Source organism: Bradyrhizobium sp. LeoA1Lang (assembly GCF_055413685.1).
This window is the reverse complement of the sequence record NZ_JBVAPG010000112.1, coordinates 12,491-27,870: the sequence shown is the minus strand read 5'-3', so window position 1 is coordinate 27,870 and position 15,380 is coordinate 12,491. Positions and strand designations below refer to the sequence as shown.

The window sequence follows — 15,380 nt, the reverse complement described above, 5'->3', positions numbered from 1 at the left end:
CCGTCAACGGCGTGCGCGTCACGGTCGAGGACGGGAGCTGGGGCCTGGTGCGCGCCTCCTCCAACAAGCCGGAGCTCGTGGTGGTGGTCGAAAGCCCGGTCAGCGAGCAGCGCATGCGCGACATGTTTGAGACGGTGGATAGCGTGCTGCGCACGCATCCGGAGGTCGGCGAGTACAATCAGAAGATTTGAGATGGCGGCGCCCGAAGAGCTGAGCGCTTCGCTCGCCGCAAACAACACTGTCATCACCCGCGAACGCGGGTGATCCAGTACGCGGCGGCCTCTCAATCGAAAACGAACGCCTCTGCAATACTGGATCGCCCGGTCAAGCCGGGCGATGACAGTGGAGTGACAACTTACGCGGCCGCTCCGATGCAATCGGCCATTACCTATCGGAGCGCCGCCGGCAACAGTCTTGGTCTGGCTAGGGTTAACAACAGCGTCAAATTCTCTCCGATCGACCTTGACAGGGCAGCTTCTATCCCGCTGTCTACCCTTCACATCGCACGTTTGCTTTCAACAGCTCTAGATTGTAGTGACTGTCTGCGCCGCGGACAGCTCCTTGAGAACCCAATCTAGCGGAGAAATGACGATGATCCTTGTGACCGGCGGGGCCGGCTATATCGGCTCGCATGCTTGTGTGGCCTTGCTGGCTGCGGGTGAAGATGTCGTCGTATTCGATAATTTCTCCAACAGCAGTCCGATTGCCCTGCAGCGCGTGCAGCAGATTTGCGGCAAATCGCTGATTGCCGTTGAAGGCGACATTCGCGACGAACGTGCGATCGAGCAGGTGTTGACGCAATACAACTGCACGGCGATCATGCATTTTGCCGGGCTGAAATCCGTCCAGGACTCCGTTGCGGAGCCGCTCGAATATTACGATCAGAACGTCATCGGATCGCACCGGCTGCTGCGCGCGATGCGACGGTCGGGCGTCAAGACCATCGTGTTCAGTTCATCGGCCACCGTCTACGGCACCCCCAAATTTCTGCCTTATACCGAGGACCATCCCCTCAATCCCGTGAACCCCTATGGGCGGACCAAGCTCATCATCGAGGAAATGCTCCGCGACCAATATGTCAGCGACCCAAGCTGGGGGGTCGCCATATTGCGCTATTTCAATCCAGTCGGCGCACACGAGAGTGGACTGATCGGCGAGGATCCCCGCGGCGTCCCCAACAACCTGGTCCCCTTCGTGGCTCAGGTTGCAATCGGACGACGCGAGCGATTGAACATATGGGGCGCCGACTACGATACACCTGATGGAACAGGCGTTCGCGACTATATCCATGTCATGGACCTCGCGCTCGGACACCTGTCCGCACTAAAGGCATTGGACAGTCCGAAATGCTTCTCGGTAAATCTCGGAACCGGTACCGGCAGCAGCGTGCTCGAAGTCGTTCGCGCGTTCGAAAAGGCGTGCGGCAGCCCCATACCCTATGATATCAAATCGCGTCGCCCGGGCGATATCGATGCCTACTACGCTGCCACGGAAACCGCGTCCCGGCTGATGGGATGGAAAGCGGCCAGATCGCTCGAGACGATGTGCGCGGATCATTGGCGCTGGCAGAGCAACAACCCCAATGGATATTGCTGATCGTGACGACTGAAGGCGCCGCTGCGCACGGCGATATCCCGCCTCGCGCGCAGGCCATGATCAAGAATGGTTGCCGATTCTCATTGCGCGCAGCGCCGCCTTTTCAGGCAGAGCCCTGCACAACGTGGTGCCTTTTATCAAGGGACACGCTTCCCGATTAATCCTATTGGTCCATCGCACAACATGATCCGCCGGAAATGTCTATTCTGGCGGAATTATTGCGTTATGTAACGGCGCTGAAATCTCTGTTTGGGGGCTTTATGACGAAGAAGCGGGCTTTGATTACCGGCGTTACCGGTCAGGACGGCGCCTATCTGGCAGAACTGCTTTTGCAAAAGGGATATGAGGTCCACGGCATCAAGCGTCGGGCTTCGCTTTTCAACACCGATCGAATTGACCACATCTATCTCGATCCCCACGAGGCCAATCCGCCATTCCGTTTGCATTATGGCGACCTCACGGACTCTTCGAGTCTGGTCCGTATCGTCGGGCAAGTGCAGCCGGACGAGATCTACAATCTGGCGGCGCAGAGCCACGTGGCCGTTTCATTCGAGGAGCCCGAATACACCGCAAATTCCGACGCCCTCGGCACGCTGCGCCTGCTCGAAGCCATCCGCATTGTCGGCCTGGAGAACAAGACACGCTTCTACCAGGCTTCAACTTCCGAATTGTATGGGCTCGTGCAGGAAATCCCGCAGAAGGAGACAACGCCCTTTTATCCCCGCTCGCCCTACGCCGTCGCCAAGCTCTACGCGTACTGGATCACGGTCAACTACCGCGAAGCGTATGGAATGTACGCCTGCAACGGCATCCTGTTCAATCACGAGTCCCCGGTCCGCGGCGAGACATTCGTGACGCGCAAGATCACGCGGGCGCTGGCGCGGATCCATCTCGGGCTGCAGGACCGCCTCTACCTCGGCAACATGGACGCGCTGCGCGACTGGGGGCATGCGCGCGACTATGTCGAGATGCAGTGGATGATGCTGCAGCAGGACAAGCCGGAAGACTTCGTGATCGCCACCGGCAAGCAGTATTCAGTGAGGGATTTCGTCAACCACGCCGCGGCCGAGATCCGAATCAAGGTCCGATGGGAAGGCAGCGGGGTTCGCGAGAAAGGCTATGACGACGCGACTGGCAAATGCATCGTTTCGGTCGACCCCCGCTATTTCCGGCCGTCGGAAGTCGCGACCCTGCTCGGCGACCCCTCCAAGGCAAAGCAGAAGCTCGGCTGGGAGCCGAAGACCTCGTTCGAGGTGCTGGTCAAGGAAATGATGCGGGAAGATCTTGAATCGGCCAAGCGGGCCGAACTGATCAAGCAGCACGGCTTCCGCTACTACGCGCGGCACGAGTAGGGAAAGGGCCGCTGAACGGGGACCGCTTGCGGCGATTGATTGCTCGAGCGCATTGGTCATCCAACCGCTCGAGCGTCTGACCGCCTTATTTGCCCGTCACGCGCACCTGCTCCTTGACGGGAAGCAACAGCGCTTCCGGCTGGAGCCGTGTCCCACCGCTGCTCTGCGGCCTGGTGCTATCATCATCGATGGAAAGCATCTCCCTCAGCCACTGATGGATGATGCTTTCCCTGTCCCAACGTTCGAGCGCGCGCGTCCTGCCCTGCTTGCCCAGGACATTTCGAAGCGGTTCATCCTCGCCGAGCGTTCGGACAGCCTCGGCCAGCGCATTCGCATCGCCCGGCGGAACGACCAAACCGGCGCCTTCCACTTCATCGGCCAGCCCAGTGCCAGATCCCGCCATAGCGATCACCGGCCGACCGGACGAGAAGATAGCTCCGAGCTTGGAAGGCAGCACCAGATCTGCCGCCTCTGCTCGCTGCGGGATCAGGTGAATATCCGCGCTCGCCATCAACGCGGCAAAACGATCGTTGGGCTGCACCCCGAGGAAATGGATGTTGCCGCGCCCCTGTGACATCTCTAGGAGCTTGGGCTTGTGAGGTCCCTCTCCGGCGAGAATGAAATGAACGTTGGGGTGACTTTCCTCGATAACGGAGGCCGCCTCGACGACGAGGTCCAGCCCCTGCTTGTTCGACATCGTTCCCGAGTAGAGGGCGACGACGTCGTCTTCTCCAATCTTGAGCTCAGTCCGGAAATTGACCGTTGCGGGACCCGGAGTGATTGCGTCGGTGTCGATCCAGTTTCGGACCTCCCTCACCTTCTCCTGCGGAATTCCCTTCTCTTTGAGACGTCGCAACATCTGCGGTGAGATTGTGGAGACGCGGTCGAAGGATTTCAGGATTCTCGCTTCCGCGCGCAGCATCAGCCGACGGAGCCTTTGGTTCTGCAGAAGACCGAGATCAAAGGCCGCGTCCACTTCAAAGTCCTGCACATGAAGCCAGGACTTCGCCCCGGTCAGGCGCGCGGCGACGGCGACGAGGGCCGCTGATGTCAGCGACGGCGCCACCAAAAGCATGATGTCGGGTCGCCACGAGAGCGCCGTCCGCACCAGAGGGATCGCACTCGCCAACGCAAACGACGCATGGTGAACGAGCCGCTTGGCCCCTGACGGACGAGCGGGCACGTAGATTGGCGTACGGATCACCTGCACGCCATTCAGCTTTCTCGACCGGAAGTACCAGGATCTGAAGCCACGAGGAATTCGCCACGCCGGATAATAAGGCGGTGCGGTGATCACTCGGACTTCGTGGCCTTCGGCCACGAGACTTTCGCAGAGCTCAGTGTTGTATTTCGCGACACCGACAAGATCGGGCGCGTGGTTGATGCCCACCAGAAGTATGCGCATTAAATGCAGACCAAATCAAAGATGTTAAGTTTCTTAGTTTTTAGGCGAGAGACCGCACTCCTGTTCAGTTTGACGCGTTTGGACTGAGCGCGAGGTTGCGGCCGTATCCCCGGAGAAAATCGGCGTAGGCCGCGGCGAGGCCGGCACGCATCGAAATCTGCGGGCGCCAACCGAGTTCGCGGATACGCGAGCTATCAAGAAGCTTGCGCGGGGTGCCGTCGGGCCTGCTGACGTCGAAGACGAATTTGCCCTGATAGCCGACGACCTTGGCGACCAGAGCCGCGAAGTCAGCGATCGAGAGTTCGTCGCCGCTGCCGACATTGATCGGCATGTCCTGCGAATACCGCTTCAGAAGGAAGGCGCAGGCATCCGCCAGATCATCGACGTTGAGGAATTCGCGGAGTGGCGTTCCGGTGCCCCATACGGTGACCGTCGGCGCTCCCGCGAGCTTGGCTTCATGAAAGCGACGGATCAACGCCGCCGGAACGTGGCTGTGGTCCGGGTGATAGTTGTCGCCCTTGCCATAGAGATTTGTCAGCATGGCCGAGATGAAGTCGTCGCCGTATTGACGGCGATACGCCTGGCACATTTTCAGCCCGGCGATCTTGGCGATCGCGTACCACTCGTTGGTGGGCTCAAGCGGATCCGTCAGCAGTTGGTCCTCGCTGATCGGCTGCTCTGCGTGCTTGGGATAGATGCAGGAAGAGCCCAGGAACAACAGGCGCTGAAACAGGAGTGTGTGCGTATGGCTCAGGCTGCAATATTCAGTTTTCTCTTTGGCGCCGTCTTCGGATTGCGCTTCAAGGTGATGGTGCTTTTGCCGCTGACGCTTGCAACCGGTGCAATTGCACTCCTGCTCGCCCCGATCCTTTCCTTGACGCTGGTCGAAAGCCTCACCGGCTTTGCGATCGGCGCGCTCGCCCTCCACGGCGGATATCTGTTCGGATCATTCACGCGCTTCGCCGTCGCGGCGGCGCGGGCGGCCCGCATCGTCGCGCGCCCGCTCAAGACGGCCCGCTGATCCCGCATCGCGCTTTACGGATTCAACTGTCGCGACCGCTTCTTTGAAATGAAGCCGACGGGAGATATGGTGCCGACTCGGTTCAGGCATTTTCCGAGCAACCCGATTGTCCGTCGCTTATTTCGCCCTCCTCTTCGCGCTTGCTTTCACCACCATTCTTGAAACGTCCAACTCCGGCTTCGCCACCGAGCTCGGAATGGCTGCGGCGGGCGTGTGCCTGCTGGCGGCATCGATGGGCGCGAGCAAGGCCGATCGCGAGCACTTCCTGCGCACGACGGCAAACCTGCGCTGGGTGCTGATAGCCATTCCGCTCTGTATCGGCGCGCAATTGATTCCGATCGGATTGTCGCTGGCCCATCCGATCTGGACCACCACATACGATGCCCTGCAGGGAATCCCCTTCGGATACGTCACGGCCGACTTCAGCCGAACGCTCGGCGCATTCTTTCTGGCGCTCGCGTCTGTCGCGCTGCTTGGGGTGACAATCGTTCTGGGCAGAGATCGTCGCCGGGCCGAACTCGTCCTGTTCGTGTTGAGCGGGCTAACAGCGCTCGTAGCCGTGCTGAGAATCATCGATCATCGGCTGCAGGGGCCGAGCATCGGTCCGGATAGCTGGGATTTCGCGACCAGCTTGAGCGGCCTTGGCGTGGCGCTCAATCTCGCCGTCATTCAATTGGCCGCGGAGCGAGCCGAAACGCGTCACGCGATCATCCGTTCAGTGGCCGTCGGCATGCTGGGGCTTGCGGGCCTGCTGATCAACGGCGCCGTCATCCTGGGATATTCCAACACCAACAGCGCGGTTGCCTGCGCGCTCGGCGTCGCGTTGTTTCTGCTCATCCTGGCCATCCGCAGGCTGGACCTGTCGGTCCTGGCCGCCACCGCGATTTGCGTGGTCGCGGCCGTTGGCGCGGCCCTCGTTCTGACCTGGATCTTCGAAAAAGGCTCCGGATCGCCGCTGCTGCGGCTTCTCCCGATCCAGCCCGATGAGACACGCGCCGTACTCGACCGCCTGTTTGCCGACACCCGCTGGTTCGGCGCCGGCGCCGGCGCCTTCCAGTCGATTGGATGGATCTACCAATCCGGCGATGCAACGGGACCGCTGGCCGCCCCCTCTGCAGCCATCGCGCTATTTGTGGAAACGGGCTGGATCGGGTTTGCACTCGCGATCGCGATCGTGCTCTCCCTTCTCACGCGCCTGGTCTCAGGCGCGCTGCGGCGTGGCCGCGATTCCTTCTTCCCGGCGGCAGCCGCCGCCTGCCTTTGCTTCGGCGTCGTGCAGGGGTTTGCTGGTCCCGGCCTGCTACGCACGGGAGCTATCATCTGCCTTGCAGCGATCGTGGGGCTTGGCCTTTCGCAAAGCGTCAGCCAAGCCGCACGGTGAGCTAAAGCATGATCCGGAAAAGTGGAAACCGGTTTTCCCTCGCGACAAACGCGAAGCGTTTGCGCGGAGATCACGCGTTGCGATCGCCCAGGGATGCCCAGTAGTTCGGATTCTTGGGCATCTGGATCCGCACCCAGCGATAGGGCTTGCGCGACCAGGGCGTGATGTTCTGGGTCAGGTTGTCGAGGACCAGGTCGCCGCTGAACGTGCGCACGACGACGACCAGGTGATGCTCACCCCAGCTCGTCACCACCTCGCTGAGCAGGACGGCACGGGCCGGCCAACCCCTTGCGATCAGCTCGTGGCGCTTGGTCACCGCATAGTCGTTGCAGTCCCCGCTTGCGGGATGCAGCAGCCACTTCTCGCCGGCGAGCCCCTCGAGATTGGCCTGTGGCCGAATCCCGGTGTTCACCGATTGGTTGACCTCCTTGAGGTCGGCCCAACGCTCGGCGGTGAGCTTCAGCCGTCCGCCTCGGAACACCATACGGCGCGGTTTGCACTCCCCCGCATATTTGAGGCAAAACATCGTGAACGCTATCGGCGGCAATGTCGGCGCATCGAACTTGATGTATTGGATAGCCCCCCGCAGCGCCATTGGCGTGCCGACAAAGCCGGCCTTCGCCCCGTGCTGCAGCCCGATCGTGAAGATGGCGGCGGCAACCGCCAATATCTTTGCAACTCCGCGCATTTTGCGCCCCCCGTTCTTGTTGCGGGGAAGCTACAAAAGACCTCTTGAGATACAGCTCATTCGCTGCGCGGCCCTTTAGTCAAAACCGAAGCAACTCTTTCTGAAACAATTAACGATATCGGTCCGAAATGGGCTCTGCTAAGAGCCGTGGCAGGATTGATCGGCTCTGGTGTTTTCGAGCGAAACGGACGTCGGTTCGCGATGAAGAAAACGCGTCAAAACAAGAATCTGGAGCTTCGGCTCCAGAGGCAGGCGAGTTGGCTTAAGGATGGGTCTGACCCGACGCTTTCGCAAGAACATCAAGCCCCGGCTTCCCGATGGCGTCCGCGTCTATGCGATCGGAGATGTCCACGGACGCGCCGATCTTCTTCAATCGCTCTTAACCGTAATTGACGTTGATCTCGACCGTTCGGCGCCGGAGCGCGCCATCCAGGTCTTCCTTGGCGATTACATCGATCGCGGGCCGCAATCGCGGGCCGTGCTCGATATCCTGATCCGGCGCAGCCAAAGTCACGAAACGGTCTGCCTCAAGGGGAACCACGAGGTCTTCCTGCTCGACGTCCTGAAAGATCCGGCCAAGCTGCAGGAGTGGCGCCATTACGGCGGCCTGTTGACGCTGATGTCCTATGGCATGACCCCGACCATGAACCCGACGACGGAACAGCAGGTCGAGCTCATCGAGGGATTGAAGCGTGCCTTGCCGCCCGAGCACCTTGCGTTCATCGAGCAGTTGCCGACGTCGTTCACCTGTGGGGACTTCTTCTTCGTCCACGCCGGCGTTCGTCCCGGCGTTTCGCTCGACAAGCAGCAGGAGCAGGATCTGCTCTGGATCAGGGAGGAGTTCCTCAATTCCGAGGAGCGATTCGGCAAATACATCGTTCACGGACACACGCCCGTCAGCGCGCCCGACGTTCGGCCGAACCGCATCAACATCGATACGGGCGCATATGCGACCGGCAACTTGACGCTGCTGACGATACAGGGTGATAGTCTGCTCGCGATTTGAAGTTTCAATTGGGTTTATCCGGCACCGACGAACGGTGCTCATCCACAAATTCAGCCGATGAATCAAATGACCTGGCTCCGCGCCACGGGAACGTGCATGGCGGTGGTACTGATCGCCTATGCCGCCTTCAGCTTCTGTGCGGACCTAAGTCGGTCCAAGCTTCGTGCAGACGACTTGTTGACGGGCAGACTTCACGGCGAGGCCGCGACGACAGGCTTTACCTCCACCATACTCGCCGCGCTGTTTCCATTCGATGGGGATTTTCTCGCTGATCATGCCATCGCGAAGGCCGCGCAGGTTCTGAATCAACCCGCACTCGATCCTGCCGCCCGGGCGGAGGACAGTCAGGCCGCTCAGGGCGCCGTCGCGGCCGCGCTGAAAGTTTCGCCGATCAGGCCGGTGCTTTGGTTGACGCTTGCAACGTTGAAAGCGCGGACCGATGGCACCGCCCTTCCCGCGCTGAAGGCGTCCTATCTCACCGGACCGGTGTCGTCCGATGTCGCGTTCATGAGACTTCAGGCCGTCACATCGAGTTCGGCCGCATCAGATGAAGAGATGCGCCTGCTCGCCTTGTCGGATATCCGTACCGTGCTTTCGAACCGCTCCCGTTTCGAAGCCCCGCTCATCGCAGCCTATGTGCAGGCGACTGCGGCCGGCAAAACCCTGCTGATGGAATCCGCGCAGGCCCTGGATCCGAAGTTCGGCGCCCTGCTGCGACGCTACTAGACTCGTCCAGGGGGCTCATTAACGCTGAGATCTCGGCTTTTGGACGGTGAGCAGAACCCATTAGAGACTCAGTAAGATTAGCTCGATCCGAGCCCTGCCGGTCGTGACCCAAGCGAAAGCCGGGTGCCCCGTCAAGGACATTGGTCGAGGCAAGAACAGATGAGCCAATTGCAATCCCACAAGTCAGTCGCAACGGTGCTGAACGGGCGTTTAATGCACCGTTCAGTCAATATTCAAAACGAAGCTGATAGTCCGCAGAAGCATTTGCCACGAAGGAGAAGGCACCAAAATGAAACGGCTTCTGATAATCGGACTTACCGGCTGTGCCTTTGCACTTGCGCCAACTGTGTCGGCGTCGGCTATGCCCGCAGCAACACCCTATACGCTGGGCGGAGCCGACGAGGCGGTCATTCAGGTCAGAGGCGGCCACGGTCATGGTCATGGGCACGGGCATGGGTGGGGCCATCACGGCGGTCGCGGCCATCACTACGGTTGGCACAGGGGCCATCACTACGGTTGGTACCGCGGCCACCACCATGGCTGGCGGCATCATCGCCATTGGCGGTGACTTTCACCTCAGGCCTAGGAAAGGGGCTGCAGCAGTTGGCGGCCTCTTTTCGCTCGCCCCAGTATCTTGGACGCAATAATCGAATGCGCAGCTCGAATTCGTCCTCGATCTTCGCCGCGGTGTGTCCTTGTCAATTGCATGCCCCGCAAATGGATATCCGGGCACGCCATCGCGCTTCGAAGGTGTCAGAGTCTTTCAGTGGCACCGCTTGTGCGTCTATTGGATCTCCAGCCTTCGCAATGAGGACGCCGCCAGCTTCTGGAGAACGAGGTGCGGCAGATGCCTCCTTGGGCCACTCGAGCAGCGATTTCGAAAGCATGGGCTTGCCCGCGTACCAGCATTTTCTTCCGTCGATGAGACGATAGGACCACCACTGCCCCTGCGGATTTGATGGCATCGCGGCGCTGCATTGTTGCTTTGCCTGCACATTTGACGTCCCGATCAACGGGAGCACAGAAATACAAGCGGTCAAAGCTAACGATTGTAGCGGCTGTCTCATAAGCGCACCCAACCGCTTCGTTGCTGCAATCGGCTTACAGCAACGATCAAGTCGGAGCGTTCGAAAGTTTCCACCAACTTGCCAAGGATATGGACATCATCCTTGGGGCACGACCGGACGCATTCGTCCAAAATGAGTTGGGCTTCGCCAATTGCCTGTAGAGCTAATTGTTGATCAGTCATGACTGGCTACTCATCAAAAAAATGCCCCGACGAGTTAGCGAACGGAGAAATCAAGCCATTTCTGGGAAATATCCTCGCTCTTCTTGGAGGATTCGATCAACTTTTGTTTCAGAGTGGCGGCTTTTACTGCCCGGATCGACCTGTATGAGAGGCCCCTCTTTATGAGGAGACGGTTGTCCGCACACGGCCTAGCCGACGGCGGCTCGTAGGCGTGGACAGCAAGTAATGGAGGGACAGTAAGGTCGAGTTACACTTGCGCTGTTGCTGATGGCAATTCGAACCGAACGGTAAGCAGGTTGCTCATCACTGCGGCAAGGACACCAGCAGCCAGGCGCCCGCGGCCACACATGCAATGCCGGCAGCACGCGCGATCCATCGTCCGACCGGCGTAACTTTCTCCAAAAGGACAAGCAGCGCCAAAAGCGCAATCCAAAGCACGTTCATCACCCCGCCTATGAACAAAAGCGCCATCAAGACCCAGCAGCAGCCGACACAATAGCCTCCGTGGCGAAGCCCCAGCAGCAGGCAGCCTCGCGGGTCGTCGCGAAAGCCGCCGTGGCGCATCAGGAATAGAAACGGCGACTGGCATTGGGCGAGACAGACGTCCTTGAGCGGTGTCCATTGATAGACTCCCGCCGCGATCAGCACGATTGCGCCGAGCAGGTTGCTGGCGATCGCCATCCGGGAATCCAGCAGGGCTGCCCGCTCGACCACCCATTGGAGAAAGGTTGCTGCCAGCGAGAAGCCGCTCCAGGCGAGGAGATAACCGGCCGCAAACCAGCCGGTCGCGGCGAACGGCTTGCCCTGCGCTTTCCCCTGTCGACCCACGCGGGCGTACATGAGGATCATGGGCGCTGCCGAGGGGGCCATCATTCCGACCATCATCACCGCCCACATCAGGAACACATACGCGAACTCGATCGCTCGCCATGGCTCGTTGGCCGGCAACATGATTCCGATCCCGGCCGGGATCATGCGGAACCCGGTCATGTCCATGCCGCCCATGTCCATGTCGTTGGCGAGCCAGAGCACATAGCTCCATGCCAGCGCGACAATGATGCCGATCGCGCCGCCGACGATCCAGCGATCGCGCCGCAGCACGGTTTCCAGGGTGCTGTCGGTCATTTGCGATTGACGTTGCCGGCCTTGTCGCAGGACCGTATCAGGAGCTGCATCAAGCCTGGTTCGACCAGCGGATCGGCGCATAGAGGCCGTTCTTGCCGGAATTATCCCAGCGCATGCCATGATCGCTGAACGTATTGCCGGAGGCGCCGACTGCCATCACCATCCTGTCGGGGCTAACCGGATGGCCGATGTTCGCCCACATTTCCCCGCTCGGATGCATGGTCGGCAACGGATCGACGGACATGTGCAGAATACCCGGGATTTCCGCGGACCGCGTCTTGCCGTCGATCCGGAATGTGATTGGGACCTTCTTCACCCCCAGGTTCTTGCTGATCAGCGGTGTGAATGCGGCCATAGGACCACCGGCGGCGCCGGTGAAGATCGCAGCTAGAGCCTCTGTCTGCTCATCGTCGGCGCGCTGATCGATATAGGCGGCCACCGACCAATCTCCGTCTGCCATGACCCCAGGTGCGTGGAGGATAACCAGGACATTGAGTCCATCGAGCACGATGTCGCCATAGCGGCCACTCTCGACGTGGAAGATCAGCGGTACGTTGCAAAAGCCCTCGGTCGGTCGCGAGGTCAACGGGGCGGCCGCTGACACGAGGCACGGACACACGATGCTGCAACTGCAATTCTCGAAATAGTCGCCGGAAAGGTGCCATGGGACGTCCGCCATCGCTCTCTCCCGCTAGGCCGAACCCGACAGATTGCTTCCGAATGATCTACGTGTGGTTGAAAGTTACGCTGCGTAGGGAGGAACCGCAAGCCGATTCCACTATGGGGATAGCGGTCGCCGGGGGCACAGAAGAGCCAGAGAGGTCCCTCGGCGTACGCCCATCAACCCTCTGTTTGCACGATTTGGAAATTCAGCGATGCCCCTCTGAAGGGGCGGTCTTCACCGCCCCCTTGTCCATGACCGATGGCCCAATACTGAGGCCACGAAAGCTGCTCTAATCCTCGCGAGGTTACAGAGTTAAAGGACGACCAATGGGGAGTGTTGTGGTGGCGGTATAGTAGACCGCCGGGACCCATATCCGGATAGATAACGATGTGGATATCGAAACCCTCGCCTCCTGGAAGATCAGGTCCAAACCAATAGGATGGACTGCGCCCCGGATCACGACCGACGATCACCGTCAGAGTTTGCTTCGGCCCCCGAAGTCCAAGCCAGAACGGCGCGATCGAGCCCGGCGCGAAAGCCGTAAAGATCGTCTGCGCAGATGCTACATCGGTCGTGGCGCTCTGTCCTACTAGTCTCAGTTCTATCCTACGTCCGCTCTGCACACGTCCACTGAACAGCGCTTCGGCTTCTCCGAGCGGCAGTTCCCTCCACCGGGCGGGATCAGGATTGGGCAGCGGCCATTCCATCCTCTCCGTTACGGCACCGTCGATATCCAGTACCTGATAACGCAGGCCTTGCTTATCAAGCGCTACCTGGACGCAGTGCAGATACTCGACGCCATCCGGCATTCTGTGAGCCGTTCCCGCGCCTGCGGTGCAGATCTGCAGGACGCCACTGTGCGCCTGCACATCGAAGGCAAGGATGTGGCTGCAGAGGTAGGCAAGCACGTTTTCGTTCACCAGGACATCCCAGAACGGGCGACCGTACTCGTGGCCGATCTCGCGCTGATAAGTGCCGGTAAAGCCGTTGACGGGAAACACCGGGTGATGGCCAAGGACGAGCTTATGTCGGGCATCGCCATGTGCTCTCAGCGTTGCTTCCAGCCACTCGATCTCGACATGCCCCTCACCTCCGAGACCGCTCCAGTGCGTGTTGACGAACACCATCAGGAGGTCGCCGCGCCGCACGAAGTAGGAGAGACCAGCCTGCCCCTGCGGTCCGTTATTCGGCAGCTTGAGCACGGCACGAAACACCGCCTCGCTCATCAGGTCGTAGGTCGTGTGATTGCCGGTTGTGTGCCAGATGGGGGTAGCCGCACGGTCGAGCCATGCCATTTCCGTGTCGAACCAATATCGCCACTGCGCGCGCAGAGCATCCGCATCCGGTGTTAGTCCAATGATTTCATCGCCTGGAAAAAGAATGAATTCGGGCTGTGGTCTCAGGCGTTGAACAACTGCGTTGACCGAGGCGAACGTCTTTTCGTGCGATGCACCCGGCACGCCAGAACATGAGTCGCCATACAAGAGAAATTGGTGCCCTTTGCCGCGTGGAAGAATCGCGCGATGGAATTATTCACAGAGTTGATGACCTTCCATTGCGATGATTGGCCTGGAGAATGGCAATTTCCAGAGGAGGCAGCAATGGTTCATGAACGACACGTCTATTGTCCGCGTGCACCGGCACGGTACCTGCATCAATCGGAATAGAAGACAATCCATGGGACGGTCACGGGTGGCTGCGCGTTAATAAGTCCACGCCCTAGCTTGCAGCCAGCGGTTTCTTGCCGCGTCCGAGCGCAAATTGACCGACCGGGCTCTCTACATGAAATTCGAGCTCCGTCATTTTTGCAAACAGATCGATGTTGATGGTGCCGATGGCGCAGCCGCCAAGGCCCATCTCAGTCGCCGCCAGGTAGAATGTCTGGATCAGGGTGCCAACGTCCTTCAGGATCAGCGAATATGCGATCGAGCTGTATTTCCAGGAGATCCGCCCAAAGCGCGCGGCGATCGTGATCAGGACCTGCGGCGGACCGGGCGCGTCCATGGCAAACTCGGCCGCAGTCGAGAGCGCATGGAGTTGCTGGGCTGAGGCGCCGATCGCTACCAGTGCGTGGCCACCCGCGTCGTAGTGATAAAGTCCGCGTGGCAGCCCCTCGCAGTTCGAGACAGTCAGGTACAATTCCAGTTCGTAGGCGCTACCCGCCGCCGGATAGGGTCGTGTGCTGTAGGTCACTTCGGGACCGCCGTCGAAATTTGCGCCGCTCCATTCCGACAGCACGCGGGCTGTAGCGTCGAGAAACTGCGCGAGCTCGGCGAGCGTGATCGGGTGCTCGTCGTCGAAATCCCGTATCGAATGGCGTTCGCGCAGCAGCTTCGCGAAGGGTGAGATCGGCTCCGAGGTGGAGAATTGGCGCAGGTCGATTGTCTTGCCGGGCCAAGGTGGACGTACCGCGGGCAGCGGCGGAACGACGTTCGCGTAGGCGAAGGTGCCGCCAACTGGATTGGCATGCCGGCCTTCCGTGCTCCGCGTGTGAAACAGGAGATCGTGAAAATCCCAGAGAACGAGATTGCCGTCGCCTTCATTCACGCGAAGGCCATCGCCACTCTTCGCATCGAGCTTGAGCAGGATTTGGCTGTCAAGCAGCAGTCCGAGTAGATCGAGGTTGAAGGAGGCCGCGTGGCGGCGAAGCTTGCTGATCTTTTGCGGCCGTGACAGTGCAGCGAGCGTGGCCGCGATGGCGGGATCGCTAATCCGAAACAGCGCGCCGGCGCGTGGCGATTCCAGCACCATCTCGTTGCCGCGCCGGCGCAGATAGGCGAAGCGCGACAACACGACGGTGTCACCATTGCCCAGCTTTGCGCATTGCGGCCAGTATTCAGCGACCTGCGGCTCGATGACCACGAGGTCCTGCTCGTCACGCGGAGAGGACAGGCGGTATTCGACAAGCCCGTGCCGCGCCAGTCGATGCACCAGGACGTCGACTTCCCTCGCAAGCGCGCTCTTGCCGGCAAAGGAAGCGAGCGGCAGACCGGTAGCCAGATGTCCCGCGCGGTCCATCGCGGCCGCGCTGAATGTTCCCAGATTGACCGAATAGTCGCCCAGGGAGGTGGCGATGCTTCCATCCGCCTGCATATGAAGGGAGAAACGACCGTTCAATCTGATAGCAATGAGTGGCGCGATCTTCCTGGTTGGCTTTTTCCGGGGAG

The 15,380-nt window shown here is 60.2% G+C and carries 13 protein-coding genes and 2 pseudogenes; 7 read left to right on the top strand and 8 right to left on the bottom strand.

Annotated elements, in window-relative coordinates; genetic code table 11:
• The 3 genes and pseudogenes from ACZYOF_RS30005 to gmd form a co-directional block, all read left to right on the top strand.
• A pseudogene (locus tag ACZYOF_RS30005) lies at positions 1–191 on the top strand (phosphomannomutase/phosphoglucomutase); the annotation flags it as partial.
• Between the two features lie 400 nt (positions 192–591).
• Positions 592–1,596, top strand: a complete 1,005-nt coding sequence (gene galE, locus ACZYOF_RS30000; protein ID WP_463718026.1) for a UDP-glucose 4-epimerase GalE — start codon at positions 592–594, stop codon at positions 1,594–1,596.
• 260 nt (positions 1,597–1,856) lie between these two features.
• Positions 1,857–2,948 (top strand): GDP-mannose 4,6-dehydratase, encoded by a 1,092-nt coding sequence (gmd, locus tag ACZYOF_RS29995; RefSeq protein ID WP_463718025.1) that lies wholly within the window; start codon positions 1,857–1,859, stop codon positions 2,946–2,948.
• 85 nt (positions 2,949–3,033) lie between these two features.
• Here gmd and ACZYOF_RS29990 read toward each other — a convergent pair whose 3' ends face one another.
• Together ACZYOF_RS29990 and ACZYOF_RS29985 are read right to left on the bottom strand one after the other, a co-directional pair.
• Complete coding sequence (locus ACZYOF_RS29990) at positions 3,034–4,353, bottom strand: WcaI family glycosyltransferase (protein ID WP_463718024.1); 1,320 nt, start codon at positions 4,351–4,353, stop codon at positions 3,034–3,036.
• Positions 4,354–4,417: 64 nt separating this feature from the next.
• Positions 4,418–5,086 (bottom strand): annotated as a pseudogene (locus tag ACZYOF_RS29985) (NAD-dependent epimerase/dehydratase family protein); the annotation flags it as partial.
• A gap of 12 nt (positions 5,087–5,098) precedes the next feature.
• On the opposite strand from ACZYOF_RS29985, the gene ACZYOF_RS29980 reads away from it, so the two are divergent.
• Positions 5,099–5,374, top strand: a complete 276-nt coding sequence (locus ACZYOF_RS29980; RefSeq protein ID WP_463718023.1) for a hypothetical protein — start codon at positions 5,099–5,101, stop codon at positions 5,372–5,374.
• A 106-nt stretch (positions 5,375–5,480) separates the two neighbouring features.
• Positions 5,481–6,755, top strand: a complete 1,275-nt coding sequence (locus tag ACZYOF_RS29975) for a hypothetical protein (protein ID WP_463718022.1) — start codon at positions 5,481–5,483, stop codon at positions 6,753–6,755.
• 70 nt (positions 6,756–6,825) lie between these two features.
• On the opposite strand, the gene ACZYOF_RS29970 is transcribed toward ACZYOF_RS29975, so the two are convergent.
• On the bottom strand, positions 6,826–7,443 hold the full coding sequence (locus tag ACZYOF_RS29970) for a transglutaminase-like cysteine peptidase (protein WP_463718021.1): 618 nt from the start codon (positions 7,441–7,443) through the stop codon (positions 6,826–6,828).
• A 268-nt stretch (positions 7,444–7,711) separates the two neighbouring features.
• On the opposite strand from ACZYOF_RS29970, the gene ACZYOF_RS29965 reads away from it, so the two are divergent.
• The gene (locus ACZYOF_RS29965) at positions 7,712–8,449 is read left to right on the top strand and encodes a metallophosphoesterase family protein (RefSeq protein ID WP_463718020.1); all 738 of its coding nucleotides are present in this window, start codon (positions 7,712–7,714) and stop codon (positions 8,447–8,449) included.
• Between the two features lie 96 nt (positions 8,450–8,545).
• Complete coding sequence (locus tag ACZYOF_RS29960) at positions 8,546–9,175, top strand: hypothetical protein (RefSeq protein ID WP_463718019.1); 630 nt, start codon at positions 8,546–8,548, stop codon at positions 9,173–9,175.
• A 226-nt stretch (positions 9,176–9,401) separates the two neighbouring features.
• Here the strand turns inward: ACZYOF_RS29960 and ACZYOF_RS29955 are convergent, their stop codons facing one another.
• The 5 genes from ACZYOF_RS29955 to ACZYOF_RS29935 form a co-directional block, all read right to left on the bottom strand.
• Positions 9,402–9,734: a hypothetical protein gene (locus ACZYOF_RS29955; RefSeq protein ID WP_463718018.1), complete on the bottom strand. Its 333-nt coding sequence runs from the start codon at positions 9,732–9,734 to the stop codon at positions 9,402–9,404.
• Between the two features lie 993 nt (positions 9,735–10,727).
• Positions 10,728–11,549 carry a DUF2182 domain-containing protein gene (locus tag ACZYOF_RS29950; protein WP_282531747.1) on the bottom strand — a complete coding sequence of 274 codons (822 nt, stop codon included), beginning with the start codon at positions 11,547–11,549 and terminating at the stop codon, positions 10,728–10,730.
• A gap of 49 nt (positions 11,550–11,598) precedes the next feature.
• Positions 11,599–12,228, bottom strand: a complete 630-nt coding sequence (locus ACZYOF_RS29945; RefSeq protein ID WP_282531748.1) for a DUF1326 domain-containing protein — start codon at positions 12,226–12,228, stop codon at positions 11,599–11,601.
• 161 nt (positions 12,229–12,389) lie between these two features.
• Positions 12,390–13,673, bottom strand: a complete 1,284-nt coding sequence (locus tag ACZYOF_RS29940) for a metallophosphoesterase family protein (RefSeq protein WP_463718017.1) — start codon at positions 13,671–13,673, stop codon at positions 12,390–12,392.
• 259 nt (positions 13,674–13,932) lie between these two features.
• On the bottom strand, positions 13,933–15,306 hold the full coding sequence (locus ACZYOF_RS29935; RefSeq protein WP_282531757.1) for a SagB/ThcOx family dehydrogenase: 1,374 nt from the start codon (positions 15,304–15,306) through the stop codon (positions 13,933–13,935).
• Positions 15,307–15,380: the final 74 nt, after the last annotated feature.